The sequence below is a fragment of the Pseudomonas sp. TWR1-1-3 genome (assembly GCF_049896805.1).
Lineage (GTDB): Bacteria > Pseudomonadota > Gammaproteobacteria > Pseudomonadales > Pseudomonadaceae > Aquipseudomonas > Aquipseudomonas bubulae.
The window spans coordinates 435678-451506 of record NZ_JAFCUZ010000003.1 but is presented as its reverse complement, the minus strand read 5'-3'; the positions used below and the strand labels follow the sequence as shown (position 1 = coordinate 451506).

Annotated in this window: 14 protein-coding genes; 12 read left to right on the top strand and 2 right to left on the bottom strand. The window is 57.6% G+C overall.

Annotated features, from left to right (window positions below; all coding sequences use genetic code 11):
• Positions 1–456 precede the first annotated feature (456 nt).
• From tauA to tauD, 4 genes are read left to right on the top strand one after another with little or no spacing between them, the layout of a single operon-like run.
• Positions 457–1440, top strand: coding sequence for a taurine ABC transporter substrate-binding protein (tauA, locus tag ACP7BE_RS14950; protein WP_094999607.1), 984 nt, complete (start codon positions 457–459; stop codon positions 1438–1440).
• A 26-nt stretch (positions 1441–1466) separates the two neighbouring features.
• Positions 1467–2261 (top strand): taurine ABC transporter ATP-binding subunit, encoded by a 795-nt coding sequence (gene tauB, locus ACP7BE_RS14945; RefSeq protein WP_094999608.1) that lies wholly within the window; start codon positions 1467–1469, stop codon positions 2259–2261.
• Complete coding sequence (gene tauC / locus ACP7BE_RS14940; RefSeq protein WP_094999609.1) at positions 2258–3094, top strand: taurine ABC transporter permease TauC; 837 nt, start codon at positions 2258–2260, stop codon at positions 3092–3094. The genes tauB and tauC overlap by 4 nt, the downstream gene beginning before the upstream one ends.
• Positions 3095–3143: 49 nt before the next feature.
• A complete protein-coding gene (gene tauD / locus ACP7BE_RS14935) occupies positions 3144–3977 on the top strand; it encodes a taurine dioxygenase (protein ID WP_095017913.1) in 834 nt (277 codons plus the stop codon).
• A gap of 134 nt (positions 3978–4111) precedes the next feature.
• On the opposite strand, the gene ACP7BE_RS14930 is transcribed toward tauD, so the two are convergent.
• Both ACP7BE_RS14930 and ACP7BE_RS14925 read right to left on the bottom strand, forming a co-directional pair.
• Positions 4112–4759: a TetR/AcrR family transcriptional regulator gene (locus ACP7BE_RS14930; protein ID WP_426106342.1), complete on the bottom strand. Its 648-nt coding sequence runs from the start codon at positions 4757–4759 to the stop codon at positions 4112–4114.
• Between the two features lie 98 nt (positions 4760–4857).
• Positions 4858–6234, bottom strand: a complete 1377-nt coding sequence (locus tag ACP7BE_RS14925) for a glutamine synthetase family protein (protein ID WP_094999612.1) — start codon at positions 6232–6234, stop codon at positions 4858–4860.
• 278 nt (positions 6235–6512) lie between these two features.
• Here ACP7BE_RS14925 and ACP7BE_RS14920 point away from each other — a divergent pair, with 278 nt between their 5' ends.
• The 8 genes from ACP7BE_RS14920 (at position 6513) to ACP7BE_RS14885 (ending at position 15754) form a co-directional block, all read left to right on the top strand.
• Complete coding sequence (locus ACP7BE_RS14920; RefSeq protein ID WP_095017911.1) at positions 6513–7289, top strand: gamma-glutamyl-gamma-aminobutyrate hydrolase family protein; 777 nt, start codon at positions 6513–6515, stop codon at positions 7287–7289.
• A gap of 36 nt (positions 7290–7325) precedes the next feature.
• Positions 7326–8684 carry a glutamine synthetase family protein gene (locus ACP7BE_RS14915; protein WP_094999614.1) on the top strand — a complete coding sequence of 453 codons (1359 nt, stop codon included), beginning with the start codon at positions 7326–7328 and terminating at the stop codon, positions 8682–8684.
• Positions 8685–8745: 61 nt separating this feature from the next.
• Positions 8746–10110: an aspartate aminotransferase family protein gene (locus ACP7BE_RS14910; RefSeq protein ID WP_426106339.1), complete on the top strand. Its 1365-nt coding sequence runs from the start codon at positions 8746–8748 to the stop codon at positions 10108–10110.
• Positions 10111–10294: 184 nt separating this feature from the next.
• Positions 10295–11407 (top strand): polyamine ABC transporter substrate-binding protein, encoded by a 1113-nt coding sequence (locus tag ACP7BE_RS14905; protein ID WP_095017910.1) that lies wholly within the window; start codon positions 10295–10297, stop codon positions 11405–11407.
• Between the two features lie 236 nt (positions 11408–11643).
• The gene (locus tag ACP7BE_RS14900) at positions 11644–12738 is read left to right on the top strand and encodes a polyamine ABC transporter substrate-binding protein (protein WP_094999617.1); all 1095 of its coding nucleotides are present in this window, start codon (positions 11644–11646) and stop codon (positions 12736–12738) included.
• 69 nt (positions 12739–12807) lie between these two features.
• Positions 12808–13950: an ABC transporter ATP-binding protein gene (locus ACP7BE_RS14895; RefSeq protein WP_094999618.1), complete on the top strand. Its 1143-nt coding sequence runs from the start codon at positions 12808–12810 to the stop codon at positions 13948–13950.
• Positions 13947–14867 (top strand): ABC transporter permease subunit, encoded by a 921-nt coding sequence (locus tag ACP7BE_RS14890; RefSeq protein WP_029611643.1) that lies wholly within the window; start codon positions 13947–13949, stop codon positions 14865–14867. Before ACP7BE_RS14895 ends, ACP7BE_RS14890 begins: the two co-directional genes overlap by 4 nt.
• Entirely contained in the window at positions 14864–15754 is an 891-nt protein-coding gene (locus tag ACP7BE_RS14885; RefSeq protein ID WP_016782811.1) for an ABC transporter permease subunit, read from the top strand. The genes ACP7BE_RS14890 and ACP7BE_RS14885 overlap by 4 nt, the downstream gene beginning before the upstream one ends.
• The last annotated feature ends 75 nt before the right edge of the window (positions 15755–15829 follow it).

The window sequence follows — 15829 nt, the reverse complement described above, 5'->3', positions numbered from 1 at the left end:
CCGGATCTGATGCCTGGGTGCTGCAGATGCGCGATTAGCGCCAGACGGTGACCGGCAAGTCAATCGCAACCCATCATGGCTACGACCTTTGTCTAATCATTCGTCGTTTGTGCGCAGATTAATGACTATTTAATAAACCTAAAAAGAATTGTTTCTGATCTTTTCAGATCAAATAGGCATATAGCAGGGTTTCTCCTACACGCGCGCGTGGGAATGCTATCGGTCTTTTGTCTAATTTCTAAACATAATTTCATGAATCTTTTAATAGCCTTTGGTTATTAAACACTCGACCTAATCACCCGCTGGCTAAAACGCCCTGGCAGTTAGGGCGCGGGTGCGCGCCTGTATGTTGCGTAACTACATAAGCTAATGCTTAAAAGTTATTTATTTACTGATTCTTAGATCATTTAACCTCGCATCCAGCCGATATCCGGCCACCTGCCGAGGAGCTACCTGATGAAACTGCACTCTCCCCTACGCCTTTTGGCTGCTTTGTCTCTGGCGGGTGCCAGCTTCTTCGCGCAGGCTGCCAGCTCGGATGTCACCGTGGCTTACCAAACCACCGTTGACCCGGCCAAAGTCGCCCAGGCCGACGGTGCTTACGAAAAAGCCACTGACGCCAAGATCAACTGGCGCAAATTCGATAACGGCGCAGACATCATTGCGGCCATTGCCTCGGGTGATGTGCAGATTGCCTACCTGGGTTCGAGCCCGCTCACCGCCGCCGTGACCCGTAACGTACCGGTCGAAACCTTTTTGATCGCCACTCAGTTGGGCGGTTCTGAAGCCCTGGTCGCCCGCAACGGCTCCGGTATCAACGGCCCGCAGGACCTGGTCGGCAAAAAAGTAGCCGTGCCGTTTGTGTCCACCGGTCACTACAGCCTGCTGGCTGCATTGAAGCACTGGAACATCGACCCTTCGAAAGTACAGATTCTGAATCTCGCACCGCCTGCCATTGTCGCGGCCTGGAAGCGTGGCGATATTGACGCCACCTACGTATGGGACCCGGCTTTGGGCACTGCCAAAGAGAACGGCAAAGTGCTGATCACTTCCGGTGAGCTGGGCAAGCTCGGTGCGCCGACTTTTGATGCCTGGATCGTGCGCAAGGACTACGCCGCCAAGCACCCGGAAGTCGTTAAGCAGTTCGCCAAAGTGACTCTGGATGCCTACGCCGACTACCACAAGGACCCAAAAGCCTGGCTGGCCAATCAGGGCAATATCGACAAGGTTGTGAAGCTCTCGGGCGCCAAGGCGGCCGATATCCCGCTGCTGCTGCAAGGCAACGTCTACCCGTTGGCGGCTGATCAGGTGGTATTGCTGGGCGCACCGACTACCAAAGCCCTGGCCGACACTGCTGCCTTCCTGAAAGAGCAGAAAAAAGTCGACGCTGTACTGCCGGACTACGCGCCGTCGGTCAACGCCACTTTTGTTACTCAATAATCAACGCCGCTGAGGAGTCGACCGTCATGGCCTTGTTAACACTGGAGCGCATCAGCGCACAGTACCCGGGCGCCGCTGAGCCGGTGCTGTCGGATATTTCCGTCAGCCTCGGGCCACAGCAACTGCTGGTCGCACTTGGCCCGTCGGGCAGCGGCAAGACCTCCTTGTTGAACCTGATCGCTGGCTTCGTCGAGCCCAGCGCTGGTCGAATTACCCTCGACAACGTACCCGTCCACGGCCCGAGTGCCGAGCGCGGTGTGGTGTTTCAGGACGATGTGTTGCTGCCCTGGCAAGACGTACTGGCCAACGTGGCTTTCGGCCTTGAACTGGCCGGTGTGCCACGGGACAAGCGCGAAGCCCGTGCCCGTGAAATGCTTTCGCTGGTGGATTTGTCCGGCTTTGAAAAGCGCCGCGTATGGGAGCTGTCTGGCGGTCAAAAACAGCGGGTGGGCCTGGCCCGCGCGCTGGCTGCCGACCCTCGCGTATTGCTGATGGATGAGCCCTTCGGTGCCCTCGATGCGTTCACCCGTGAGCAGATGCAGGAACTGTTGCTGCAAGTGTGCCGGCGCACCGACAAGCCGGTATTTCTGATTACCCACGACATTGAAGAAGCGGTGTTTCTGGCCACTGACCTGATTTTGCTGGCGCCCAACCCCGGCCGCATTGTTGAGCGTCTGAGCCTGGATTTTGGCCAGCGCTACAACGCCGGCGAATCGGCACGTTCGATCAAGTCCGACCCTCGCTTTATTGAAACCCGTGAGCACGTGCTTGATCGCGTGTTTTCACAACGCGGTGCCGCCCAGCGGCAGGAGCGCGCATGAGCAGTTATGAAGCAGTCGCCGCCAACCCGGTTGCTGCGCCCCACACCCCACGCCCGGTCAAGCGCAGCCTGAGCACACGCTGGATCAGCGTGCTGACCCTCGTCACCCTGATCGCCGTATGGTGGGCCGTTACCGCTGCCGGGCTGATTGAACCCCTGTTTCTGCCGCCGCCCTCTGCCGTGTTGCAAAAAGGCTGGCTGCTGGCGACCACGGGCTATATGGATTCCACCCTGTGGCAGCACCTGGGCGCGAGCTTGAGCCGTATCGGCCTGGGTCTGGGCTTTGCGATTCTGACAGCAGTGCCGGTGGGCATCGCCATTGGCCACAACCGCATTGCGCGGGGGATTTTCGATCCGCTGATCGAGTTCTATCGCCCAATCCCGCCATTGGCCTATTTGCCACTGATCGTGATCTGGTGCGGTATTGGCGAGCTGTCGAAAGTGCTGCTGATTTACCTGGCGATTTTCGCCCCGATCGCGATTGCCACCGCCACCGGCGTGCGTACCGTTGACCCGGCCAAGGTCCGTGCTGCGCAGTCGTTGGGTGCGACGCGCTGGCAGTTGATTCGCCATGTGATTTTGCCGAGCGCCTTGCCGGATATCTTGACCGGTGTGCGTATCGGTCTGGGCGTGGGCTGGTCGACGCTGGTGGCCGCCGAACTGATCGCCGCCACCAGTGGCCTGGGTTTTATGGTGCAGTCCGCCGCGCAGTTCCTGGTGACCGATGTGGTGGTACTGGGGATTCTGGTGATAGCCATCATCGCCTTTGCCATGGAAATGGGCCTGCGCGCCCTGCAACGCAAGCTGGTGCCGTGGCACGGCCAGGCTCACTAACAACAGAACTCGACGCTGATTAATCGGCGCGCTGATTAAGAGAGAGATCATGAGCCTGACCATTACCCCGATTAGCTCTGCCCTGGGCGCCCAGATTGAGGGTGTCGACCTGACTCAACCGCTGAGCCTTGAGCACCGTGATGCCATCGAGCAAGCCTTGCTTGAGCATCATGTGGTGTTTTTCAAGAACCAGTCGATTACACCGCAGCAGCAGGCCCGTTTTGCCGCCAATTTTGGCGACCTGCATATTCACCCGATCTACCCCAACGTGCCTGGCCAGCCGGAAGTGCTGGTGCTGGACACCGCCGTGACCGACGTGCGTGACAACGCGGTATGGCACACCGACGTGACCTTTTTGCCAACCCCGGCCATGGGCGCGGTATTGAGTGCCAAGCAACTGCCGGCTTTTGGTGGTGACACGTTGTGGGCAGCCGGTATTGCCGCTTTTGAAGGGTTGTCGAAACCGTTGCAGGTGCTGCTCGATGGACTGACCGCAACCCACGATTTCACCAAGTCATTCCCGCTGGAGCGCTTTGGTTCGACCCCGGAAGATTTGGCACGCTGGGAACAGACCCGAAAAAATAACCCGCCGCTGTCGCACCCGGTTATCCGCACCCACCCGGTAAGCGGGCGCAAGTCGTTGTTCGTCAACGAAGGTTTCACCACGCGCATCAATGAACTGTCTGAAGCAGAGAGCGAAGCGATCCTGAAGTTGCTGTTTGCCCATGCCACCCGCCCGGAATACACCATTCGCTGGCGCTGGCAGGAGAACGATGTGGCGTTTTGGGATAACCGCGTAACCCAGCATTACGCCGTGGACGATTACCGTCCGAACCGCCGTGTGATGCACCGTGCAACGATTTTGGGTGATGCTCCGTTCTGATGGGCGCGGGATGACGTGTAGCCGCTGACGAGCGCAGCGGCATGAACACTGCAACTGTGGGAGCGAGCCTGCTCGCGAAGGTCGTTCGCGAGCAGGCTCGCTCCCACAATAGGGTTTGACCTGCAACAGAGTATCTACAGGTTTACCGTCGGGCTCTTGCGTTTCGGCAAAAACGGCGGCAAATACAACCCCAGATAAGCATCCACCACGCGCATGCCTTCTTCGGCCATACGCGGGGTGATGCTGTCGTGCAGCTGGATGGAGCGTGCATACACGCGGTCGCCCAGCTCCATCGCCAGGGCAAACACGTCCACGTCCTGTGGCAGTGCTGGCAATTCAAAGTGGCGCATAAACAGCGCGTGCATCAATTGCCCCAGCTCAAGGTCGTGCTGGCGGTCGGCTTGTGTGACTTCGGTAAGGCCATGCTGGGCGAGAATTAACTGCCGGGCGGCTGCATCTTCGTTGTAGATCGTCAGCATCCGGTGTTCAACAATGTGCGAAAGATCACGCCAGTCTTTCAACGCATCATGCTCGATCGGCGCCTGCAGACAGGCGCGGAAGGCTGCGTGAATATCACCGGTCAGCGCCTCAAGGAGCGCGGGTACGCCCGCGAAAAAGTGATAGACCGACGATGGCGGGATTTGTGCGTGCTCTGCCACGTTGTAAATCGACAGGTTGGATACGCCCTGCGCCGTCAGCAGCCTGCGGGCAGCGTCAAGTATCGTGTCGATGCGGCCCTGGCTGCGAGCGCGTGGCTTTCGGGGTGTGGCGCGGCTGGACATCAGCGTCTCCTCAAGGGCAGCCGGCATTGTAGACCTGTGAGCATGAAAAAACGCCGCGGGCTGTAAGGCCGGCGGCGTTTTTCGTGGACTGCAATCGCTTACACGGTATGCAAGTACCAGTTGTATTCGAGATCGGAGATGGAGTGTTCAAACTCTTCCAGCTCGCTCTCTTTACAGGCGACAAAAATATCGATGTATTTCGGGTCGATATATTTGGCCATCACTTCGCTGTCATCCAGCTCACGCAATGCATCGCGCAGGTTGTTCGGCAGGCTTTGCTCGTTTTGCTCGTAGCTGTTGCCTTCGACGGGTGCGCCCGGTTCGATCTTGTTGGTCAGACCGTGGTGAACACCGGCCAGCACAGAGGCCATCAACAGATACGGGTTGGCATCGGCACCGGCAACCCGGTGTTCGATCCGTACCGAGTCGGCCGAGCCGGTCGGGACGCGAATGGCCACGGTACGGTTGTCCAGGCCCCAGCACGGCGAGTTGGGCACATAGAACTGTGCGCCGAAACGACGGTAGGAGTTCACGTTGGGGCAAAGGAACGCCATCTGTGCCGGTAGGGTCTCGAGCACACCGCCGATCGCGTGACGCAATGCGGCGTTCTGCTCGGGATCCTCGCTGGCAAAAATATTTTTGCCGTCTTTGTCCAGAATCGAAATATGAACGTGTAGCCCGTTGCCCGCCTGGCCCGGATAAGGCTTGGCCATGAATGTGGTGTCCATCTCATGGTCGTAGGCGATGTTTTTGATCAGACGCTTGAGCAGTACCGCGTAGTCGCAGGCCTTGATGGGGTCGGCAACGTGGTGCAGGTTCACTTCGAACTGCGCCGGGGCACTTTCTTTAACGATGGCGTCAGCCGGGATGCCTTGCTCTTTGGCACCTTCCAGAATGTCCTGGAGGCAGTCGACGTATTCATCGAGGTCGTCGATCAGGTAAACCTGAGTCGAATGCGGGCGTTTGCCGGAGATCGGCGAACGTGGTGGCTGCGGGCGACCGTTAACGTTCTCCTGGTCGATCAGGTAGAACTCCAGCTCGAAAGCGGCACAAATGGTCAGGCCCAGCTCGTCAAATTTGGTAACAACTTGACGCAGTACTTCGCGAGGGTCGGCGAAGAAAGGTTCACCTTCAAGTTCGTGCATCGTCATCAGCAGTTGCGCGGTAGGGCGCTTTTGCCAGGGTTCGTTGCACAGGGTGTCGGGGATGGGATAACAGATTCTGTCTGCGTCACCGATATCCAGACCCAGGCCGGTGCTTTCCACCGTTGAGCCATTGATATCCAGTGCAAACAGAGAGGCAGGCAGGTTGATGCCTTTCTCGTAAACCTTGTGCAGGCTGGTGCGTTCGATGCGCTTGCCGCGCACCACACCATTCATATCCGCAATGAGAAGGTCTACGTACAGAACCTCAGGATGATCCTTAAGGAACGCGTTCGCTTCGTTAAGCTGAACGGCACGCGGGGGTACCGACATGATGCAACACCTTTGTTGTTAAAAATATCAATCATTGAGCGCTACGGGATTCAGTCAACCCGAACGGCATACCGAAGTCAAGCAGCCTCTTTTTTGCCCTGAAAAAGCGCCGGAAGGCCATTTTTGACGCTTTTTGGGGCGTATTTGTTCTGTTTTGACGGGTGGCGCCCGCAGGCTTGAGCGGGCCGTGTTGTATTTTTTACGGGGGTGTTGTGTAAAAAAATGAACAAGGCTAAGCTCGATTCAAACCCATAACAGCAATAATACCGGGGTGTTACATGTCACGCCTGCCGTTAATCGGCGTCACCGCCTGCACCAAGCAGATCGGTTTGCATCCTTATCACATCACTGGCGATAAGTACGTGCGAGCAGTTGCAGTGGCCGCCAAAGGCTTGCCCCTGATCATTCCGTCACTGGCGGAACTGATTGATCCGACCGATATTATTGACGGTCTGGACGGCCTGCTCTTTACCGGGTCGCCTTCCAATATTGAACCCCACTTGTATCACGGCCCCGCCAGCGCACCAGACACGCTGCATGATCCCGAGCGTGATCGCACCACCCTTCCGCTGATTCGTGCTGCATTGGCAGCGGGCGTTCCGGTGCTCGGCATTTGCCGCGGCTTTCAGGAGTTGAATGTAGCTCTGGGTGGCTCACTTCACCAGAAATTGCATGAAGTCGAAGGTTTTATCGAACATCGCGAAGACCCCAGTGCCCCTGTTGAGGTGCAATATGCACCGAGCCACGCCATGCACGTCCAGCCGGGCGGAGTGTTGGCAGCTTTGGGCTTGCCCACTGAGTTCGAGGTCAACTCGATTCATACCCAGGGTATCGATCGCCTGGCCCCCGGTTTACGCGCAGAAGCCCTTGCACCGGACGGTCTGGTCGAAGCCGTGTCGGTCAAAGACGGCAAGGCTTTTGCTTTGGCGGTTCAGTGGCACCCCGAATGGCAGGTAAGCTCCAACCCGATTTACCTCGCCATCTTCCAGGCATTTGGAGATGCCTGCAGACGGCGCGCAACACAACGCGACGCAGATGCGTCAGTAAACGCCTGACTTATTCAAGTCAGGACACTCAGCCCAGAGGCATTTATGAGTAACAACCTCGACCAGCTCACCGATTGGTTGAAAGACCACAAGATCACAGAAGTCGAATGCATGATCGCCGACCTTACCGGGATTACTCGCGGCAAGATCTCGCCGACCAACAAGTTCATTGCCGAAAAGGGCATGCGCCTGCCCGAGAGCGTATTGCTGCAAACCGTAACGGGCGACTATGTCGAAGACGACATCTATTACGAACTCCTCGATCCGGCCGACATCGACATGGTCTGCCGTCCCGATCAGAACGCAGTCTTTGTGGTGCCGTGGGCAATTGAGCCAACTGCTCAGGTGATTCACGACACCTACGACAAGCAGGGCAACCCGATCGAGCTGTCGCCGCGCAACGTGCTTAAAAAGGTGCTCAAACTCTACGCCGACCACGGCTGGCAGCCGATTGTGGCGCCGGAGATGGAGTTTTACCTGACCAAGCGCAGTGACGACCCGGATTACCCGTTGCAGCCGCCTGTGGGCCGCTCCGGCCGCCCGGAAACCGGTCGTCAGTCCTTCTCCATTGAAGCGGCCAACGAATTCGACCCGTTGTTCGAAGACGTATACGACTGGTGCGAACTGCAAAAGCTGGATCTGGACACGTTGATCCACGAAGACGGCACGGCGCAGATGGAAATCAACTTCCGTCACGGCGACGCACTGTCCCTGGCCGACCAGATTCTGGTGTTCAAGCGCACCATGCGCGAAGCCGCGCTCAAGCACGATGTCGCCGCCACGTTCATGGCCAAACCCATGACCGGCGAGCCTGGCAGTGCCATGCATTTGCACCAGAGCATCATCGATATCAACACCGGCAAAAACATCTTCTCCAATGAAGATGGAACCATGAGCGACCTGTTCCTGAACCACATCGGCGGGCTGCAGAAGTTCATTCCAGAACTGTTGCCGCTGTTTGCTCCGAATGTGAACTCGTTCCGCCGTTTCTTGCCTGATACCTCGGCACCGGTAAACGTGGAGTGGGGCGAGGAGAACCGTACCGTGGGTTTGCGCGTACCGGATGCCGGGCCGCAGAACCGTCGTGTCGAAAACCGCCTGCCGGGCGCCGATGCCAACCCGTACCTGGCCATTGCCGCCAGCCTGCTGTGTGGCTACATCGGCATGGTCGAAGGCATCAACCCGAGTGCGCCGGTAGTGGGCCGTGGGTACGAGCGCCGCAACCTGCGCTTGCCGTTGACCATTGAAGACGCCCTGGAGCGTATGGAAAACAGCAAGACGGTCGAGAAGTATCTGGGCACCAAGTTCATCACCGGCTACGTGGCAGTCAAACGTGCCGAACATGAAAACTTCAAGCGCGTCATCAGTTCGTGGGAGCGGGAATTCCTGCTGTTCGCCGTCTGACACGCTGGAGGGGCGAGCCAGGAAGGCGCCGCCCCTCCTCTACTGACTAAAGGAGAGCCGTATGACCAACAAGAACCCGCAAACCCTCGAATGGCAACAACTGAGCAACGATCACCACCTGGCACCGTTCAGTGACTTCAAACAGTTGAAAGAAGTCGGCCCACGCATCATCACTCACGCCAAGGGCGTGTACCTGTGGGACAGCGAAGGCCACAAGATTCTCGACGGCATGGCCGGCCTGTGGTGTGTTGCCATCGGCTATGGCCGTGACGAGCTGGCTGAAGCGGCCAGCAAGCAAATGCGTGAACTGCCGTACTACAACCTGTTTTTCATGACCGCCCACCCGCCGGTCCTTGAACTGTCCAAAGCCATCGCCGAGATCGCACCTGAAGGCATGAACCATGTGTTCTTCACCGGCTCAGGCTCTGAGGGCAACGACACCATGCTGCGCATGGTTCGCCATTACTGGGCGATCAAGGGCCAGCCGAATAAAAAGACCATCATCAGCCGCAAAAACGGCTACCACGGTTCTACCGTGGCCGGTGCCAGCCTGGGCGGCATGACCTACATGCACGAACAAAGCGATTTGCCGATTCCGGGCATTACCCACATCCCGCAGCCGTACTGGTTCGGTGAAGGTGGCGATATGTCCCCGGAAGAGTTCGGCATCTGGGCGGCCAATCAGCTTGAAGAAAGAATCCTCGAACTGGGCGTCGACACTGTCGGTGCCTTTATTGCCGAGCCGATCCAGGGCGCGGGCGGTGTGATTGTACCGCCAGCCACCTACTGGCCACGCATCAAGGAAATCCTGGCCAAGTACGACATCCTGTTCGTGGCCGATGAAGTGATTTGTGGTTTTGGTCGCACCGGCGAGTGGTTCGGCAGTGATTTCTACGACCTCAAGCCGGACATGATGACCATCGCCAAGGGCCTGACCTCGGGCTACATCCCGATGGGCGGCCTGATCGTGCGCGACGAAGTGGTGGCGGTGCTGAATGAGGGCGGCGATTTCAACCACGGCTTCACCTACTCGGGTCACCCGGTAGCCGCCGCCGTGGCACTGGAAAACATCCGCATCCTGCGCGAAGAAAAAATTGTCGAGAAGGTGCATGCCGAAACGGCACCGTATTTGCAAAAGCGTCTGCGTGAACTGAACGATCACCCGTTGGTGGGCGAAGTGCGTGGTGTGGGCATGCTGGGTGCCATTGAGCTGGTACAGGACAAAGCCACACGCAAGCGTTACGAAGGCCGTGGTGTCGGCATGATCTGCCGGCAGTTCTGTTTTGATAACGGTCTGATCATGCGTGCCGTGGGTGACACCATGATCATCTCGCCGCCATTGGTGATCAGCAAGGACGAGATCGACGAGCTGGTGACCAAGGCGCGTAAGTGCCTGGATCTGACCTTGGAAACTTTGCAAGGTTAACTGCTAGGCTTTGAGCGCAGGAGAACTGCTGTTTTAAAGCAGGCAATTGCGCTCAGAGCCTTAAGAATCAAGGCTCTTCCCTTGAAAGCCTGCCCCGGATCTTGCCAGACTAGCCGCCGGCTTTAGTCACCTTGAGATCAGGTCGCTGAATCGGTGGTTTAAAAGAACAATTGGAGCATTACAGATGAAGGCATCAGGTTTTAAAAAAGCTGGCAAGACCCTTCTCGCCCTCTCCTTGATGGGTGTGATGGCCGGGGCAGCTCAAGCAGCAGACAAGGTTCTGCACATCTACAACTGGTCCGATTACATCGCACCGGACACGGTTAAAAAATTCGAAGATCAGACCGGTATCAAGGTGGTCTACGACGTGTTCGACAGCAACGAGACCCTTGAGGCCAAGCTGCTGGCGGGCAAGTCCGGCTACGACATCGTCGTGCCTTCCAACAATTTCCTGGCCAAGCAGATCAAGGCCGGGGTTTACCAGGAGCTGGACAAGTCCAAGCTGCCCAACTGGAAAAACCTCGACCCGGCGTTGCTCAAGGCCGTTGGCGATGCCAGCGACAAAGACAACAAACATGCGTTCCCGTACATGTGGGGCACCATCGGCATCGGCTACAACCCGGAGAAGGTCAAGGCCGCGCTGGGCGTGGACACCATCGATTCCTGGGACGTGCTGTTCAAGCCGGAGAACGCTGCCAAGCTTAAAAGCTGCGGCATAAGCTTCCTCGACTCGCCGACCGAAATGATCCCGGCCGCCCTGCACTACCTGGGCTACCCGACCGATTCGCAAGACAAGAAACAACTGGCTGAAGCCGAAGCGCTGTTCCTGAAGATTCGCCCTTCGGTCGGCTACTTCCATTCCTCCAAGTACATCTCCGACCTGGCCAACGGCAACATCTGCGTGGCCGTGGGTTACTCGGGTGACCTTGAGCAGTCCATTTCCCGCGCCAAAGAGGCCGGTGACAAGGTCAAGCTCAAGTACGCGATCCCTAAAGAAGGTGCCGGCAGCTTCTATGACATGGTCGCCATTCCCAAGGATGCCGAGAACGTCGACGCCGCCTATGCCTGGATGAATTATCTGATGCAGCCTGAAGTGATGGCCGAAATCACCAACAGCGTGCGTTTCCCCAACGGTAACAAGGCTGCAACGCCGCTGGTGAATAAAGATATCTCGGGCGACCCGAGCATTTACCCGTCCGATGAAGTGAAGGCCAAGCTCTACGCCATCAGCGATTTGCCACCGACCACCCTGCGGTTGCTGACGCGCAGCTGGACCAAAATCAAGTCCGGTAAATAACGCCTCGCCCCTTGTAGCCGCTGCCGAAGGCTGCGATTGAGACCGGAGGGCTGATGCCTTCCGGTTTCACAAAAACCGGCGCAATGGTCGGAAAAACAAGGTGTTAGGGCAATTATTCGCGGAAAACTTTGCTGTGCAGGTTTATCGAGGGTAAGTTGCGCGCCGGTTTTGTCTTTGGCGGTTCGACTGCCGTATGACGCGGGCAACTCAGGCCCAACTATTTAGAGGACCATCACGTGTCTATATCTCTGTTTCGCAAGACCTTGCTGGTCGGAGCTGGTTTGACGCTTGCCGTCAGCGTACAAGCGGCACCCACAGTGCACATTTACAACTGGTCGGACTATATCGCGCCGAACACGCTGGCTGATTTTGAAGCCGCGACCGGCATCAAGCCGATTTATGATGTCTTTGATTCCAACGAAACCCTGGAAGGCAAACTGCTGGCCGGGCGTACCGGTTATGACGTGGTCGTTCCGTCTAACCACTTCCTGGGCAAGCAGATCAAGGCGGGTGCGTTCCAGAAGCTCGACCTTGCGCAGTTGCCGAATTATTCCAACCTCGACCCGGCCCTGCTCAAGCGCCTGCAGGCCAATGACCCGGGCAATCAATATGCCGTGCCTTACCTGTGGGGCACCAACGGCATTGGCTACAACGTCGATAAAGTCAAAGAAGTGCTGGGCGTCGACAGTATCGACTCCTGGGATGCGGTGTTCAAACCCGAGAACATGAAGAAGCTCACCAAGTGCGGCGTGGCTTTCCTGGATTCGGCGGATGAAATGCTGCCTACCGTACTCAACTACCTGGGCCTGGATGCCAACAGCACCAACCCCAAGGACTACAAGAAAGCTGAAGAAGTCCTGATGTCGGTGCGTCCATACGTCACCTACTTCCACTCTTCCAAATACATCTCCGACCTGGCCAACGGCAACATCTGCGTTGCGATTGGTTTTTCCGGTGATGTATTCCAGGCCAAGGCGCGTGCCGAGGATGCAAAAAAAGGCGTGAACATCGCCTATATCGTGCCCAAGGAAGGCGGCGCCCTGTGGTTTGACATGCTGGCCATCCCCAAGGATTCCAGCAACGTCAAGGAGGCCCACACATTCATCAACTACCTGCTCAAGCCTGAAGTGATCGCTCAGGTCAGTGACTATGTCGGTTATGCCAACCCTAACCCGGCGGCCGACAAGGTGATGGATGAGTCCATTCGTACCGACGAAGCGGTTTACCCAACCCAGGCGGTGCTGGACAAGACATACGTCTCAACCGAGCTGCCCCCGAAAATACAGCGTCTGATGACGCGTACGTGGACCAAGGTCAAGACGGGCAAGTAATCTCGCCAGACCACCTATCCAAGGCCCGGCCATCAAGGCCGGGCTGCTAAATTTGTTGGGAGTTACGTAATGGCTGTTGCCTCCGGCGCCTATAAGAAAGCCCTCGAGGGCGACCAGACACCTAAGCAGGTGCTGGTCAAAATCGACCGGGTCACGAAGAAATTCGACGAGACGATTGCCGTGGACGATGTGTCCCTGGAAATCAACAAGGGCGAAATCTTCGCCCTGCTCGGCGGATCGGGATCGGGCAAATCCACTTTGCTGCGCATGCTCGCCGGTTTCGAGCGCCCAACAGAGGGTCGTATCTTCCTTGACGGTGTCGATATCACCGACCTGCCGCCCTATGAGCGGCCGATCAATATGATGTTCCAGTCCTATGCCCTGTTCCCGCATATGACCGTGGCGCAGAACATCGCCTTCGGCCTCAAGCAGGACAAGATGTCGACCGCCGAGATCGATGCCCGCGTGGGCGAGATGCTCAAGCTGGTCCACATGAGCCAGTACGCCAAGCGCAAGCCGCATCAGCTTTCCGGTGGCCAGCGCCAGCGTGTTGCCCTGGCCCGTTCGCTGGCCAAGCGCCCGAAGTTGCTGCTGCTCGATGAACCGATGGGCGCATTGGACAAAAAACTGCGTTCGCAGATGCAGCTGGAACTGGTTGAGATCATCGAGCGCGTCGGCGTGACCTGCGTGATGGTGACCCACGACCAGGAAGAGGCCATGACCATGGCCCAGCGTATTGCGATCATGCATTTGGGCTGGATTGCCCAGATCGGCAGCCCGATCGACATTTACGAAACCCCGGTCAGCCGCCTGGTGTGTGAATTTATCGGCAACGTCAACCTGTTCGACGGTGAAGTGGTCGATGACGCTGAAGGCTATGCGCGGATCAAGTGCCCGGAGCTGGAGAACGACATTTACGTCGGTCACGGCGTGAGCACCTCGGTGGAAGACAAGCACACCACCTACGCGATTCGCCCGGAAAAAATGCTCGTTACCACCGAAAAGCCGACCTGCGAATACAACTGGTCGCGCGGTAAGGTGCATGACATCGCTTACCTGGGCGGGCACTCGGTGTTCTACGTCGAGCTGCCGAGCGGCAAGCTGGTGCAGTCGTTTGTGGCCAACGCCGAACGCCGTGGCGCCCGCCCGACCTGGGACGACGAAGTCTACGTGTGGTGGGAAGACGACAGCGGCGTGGTATTGCGCTCATGAACATGCGAAAACTCAAACGCCGACTGCAACGAATAACCCCCGGTGGCCGCCATATGGTCATCGGGATTCCATTCCTGTGGCTGTTTTTGTTCTTCATGCTGCCGTTCTTTATCGTCCTGAAGATCAGCTTCGCGGAAGCGGACGTCGCGATTCCGCCGTATACCGAGATCTATAGCTACGTTGACCAGAAAATCCAGGTACTGCTGAACCTGGGCAACTACGCCATGCTCGGCGACGATGAACTGTATATCGCCGCGTATCTGGGCTCCCTGAAGATGGCTTTCTTCAGCACCCTGCTGTGCCTGCTGATCGGTTACCCGATGGCCTATGCCATCGCCAATGCCCGTAAAGAGATGCAGACCGTGCTGGTACTGCTGATCATGATGCCGACCTGGACCGCGATCCTGATCCGCGTCTACGCGTGGATGGGCATTCTCAGCAACAACGGCCTGCTCAATGGCTTCTTGATGTCGATGGGCTGGATCAGTGAACCCCTGCAGATCCTCAACACCAATATCGCGGTGTATATCGGCATTGTGTATTCGTACCTGCCATTCATGATCCTGCCGCTGTATGCCAACCTGGTGAAACACGACACCAGCTTGCTGGAAGCCGCGTCAGACCTGGGGTCGAGCACCTTCAACAGCTTCTGGAAGATCACCGTGCCGCTGTCCAAAAACGGCATTATCGCCGGCTGCATGCTGGTGTTTATCCCGGTGGTGGGCGAGTTCGTGATCCCGGAACTGCTGGGCGGCCCGGAAACCCTGATGATCGGTAAAGTGCTGTGGCAAGAGTTCTTCAACAACCGTGACTGGCCGGTGGCGTCTGCGCTTGCCGTGGTCATGCTGGCGATCCTGATCGTGCCCATCATTCTGTTCAACCGCAGCCAGGCTAAAGAGCTGGAGGGCAAGATATGAATCGCTTCCGTTTTTCTAGCTTTATGTTGGTCGCGGGGTTGTTGTTCATCTACCTGCCGATGCTGATTCTGGTGATCTACTCGTTCAACGCCTCCAAGCTGGTGACGGTGTGGGGCGGCTGGTCGTTGAAGTGGTACGTGGGCCTGCTGGACAACACGCAACTGATGGGTTCGGTGATGCGCTCGCTGGAAATCGCCCTGTACACGGCGATTGCAGCGGTGGCACTGGGTACGTTGGCGGCGTTCGTGCTGACGCGTATCAGCCGCTTCAAGGGTCGCACGCTGTTTGGCGGCCTGGTGACGGCGCCGCTGGTCATGCCAGAGGTGATTACCGGTCTGTCGCTGTTGCTGCTGTTCGTGGCGATGGCGCAGATGATTGGCTGGCCGCAAGAACGTGGCCTGGTGACCATCTGGATCGCGCACACGACGTTCTGCTCGGCCTATGTGGCGGTGGTGGTGTCGTCGCGCTTGCGTGAGCTGGATCTGTCGATCGAAGAAGCGGCCATGGACCTGGGCGCCAAGCCGTGGAAGGTGTTCTTTTTGATCACCATTCCCATGATTGCGCCCTCCCTGGCGGCCGGCGCAATGATGTCCTTTGCCCTGTCGCTGGATGACCTGGTACTGGCCAGTTTTGTGTCGGGGCCGGGGTCGACGACCTTGCCGATGGAAGTGTTTTCGGCGGTGCGCCTGGGGGTCAAACCTGAGATCAACGCCGTGGCCAGCCTGATTTTGCTGGCAGTGTCACTGGTGACCTTTATGGTGTGGTTCTTCAGCCGCCGTGCCGAAGAGCATCGCAAAAAGGCGATTCAGCAGGCTATCGATGAGTCTGCGGCGGAATCGTGGAAGCAGCCGGACGTGCGTCGTCCGCAGTCGACCAGCGCGGTTTAAGACAGCGTCATAAAAAACCTCGCCCCCTGTGACAGGGAGGCGAGGTTTTTTTTTGCCTGAGATCAAGAGCCCCTC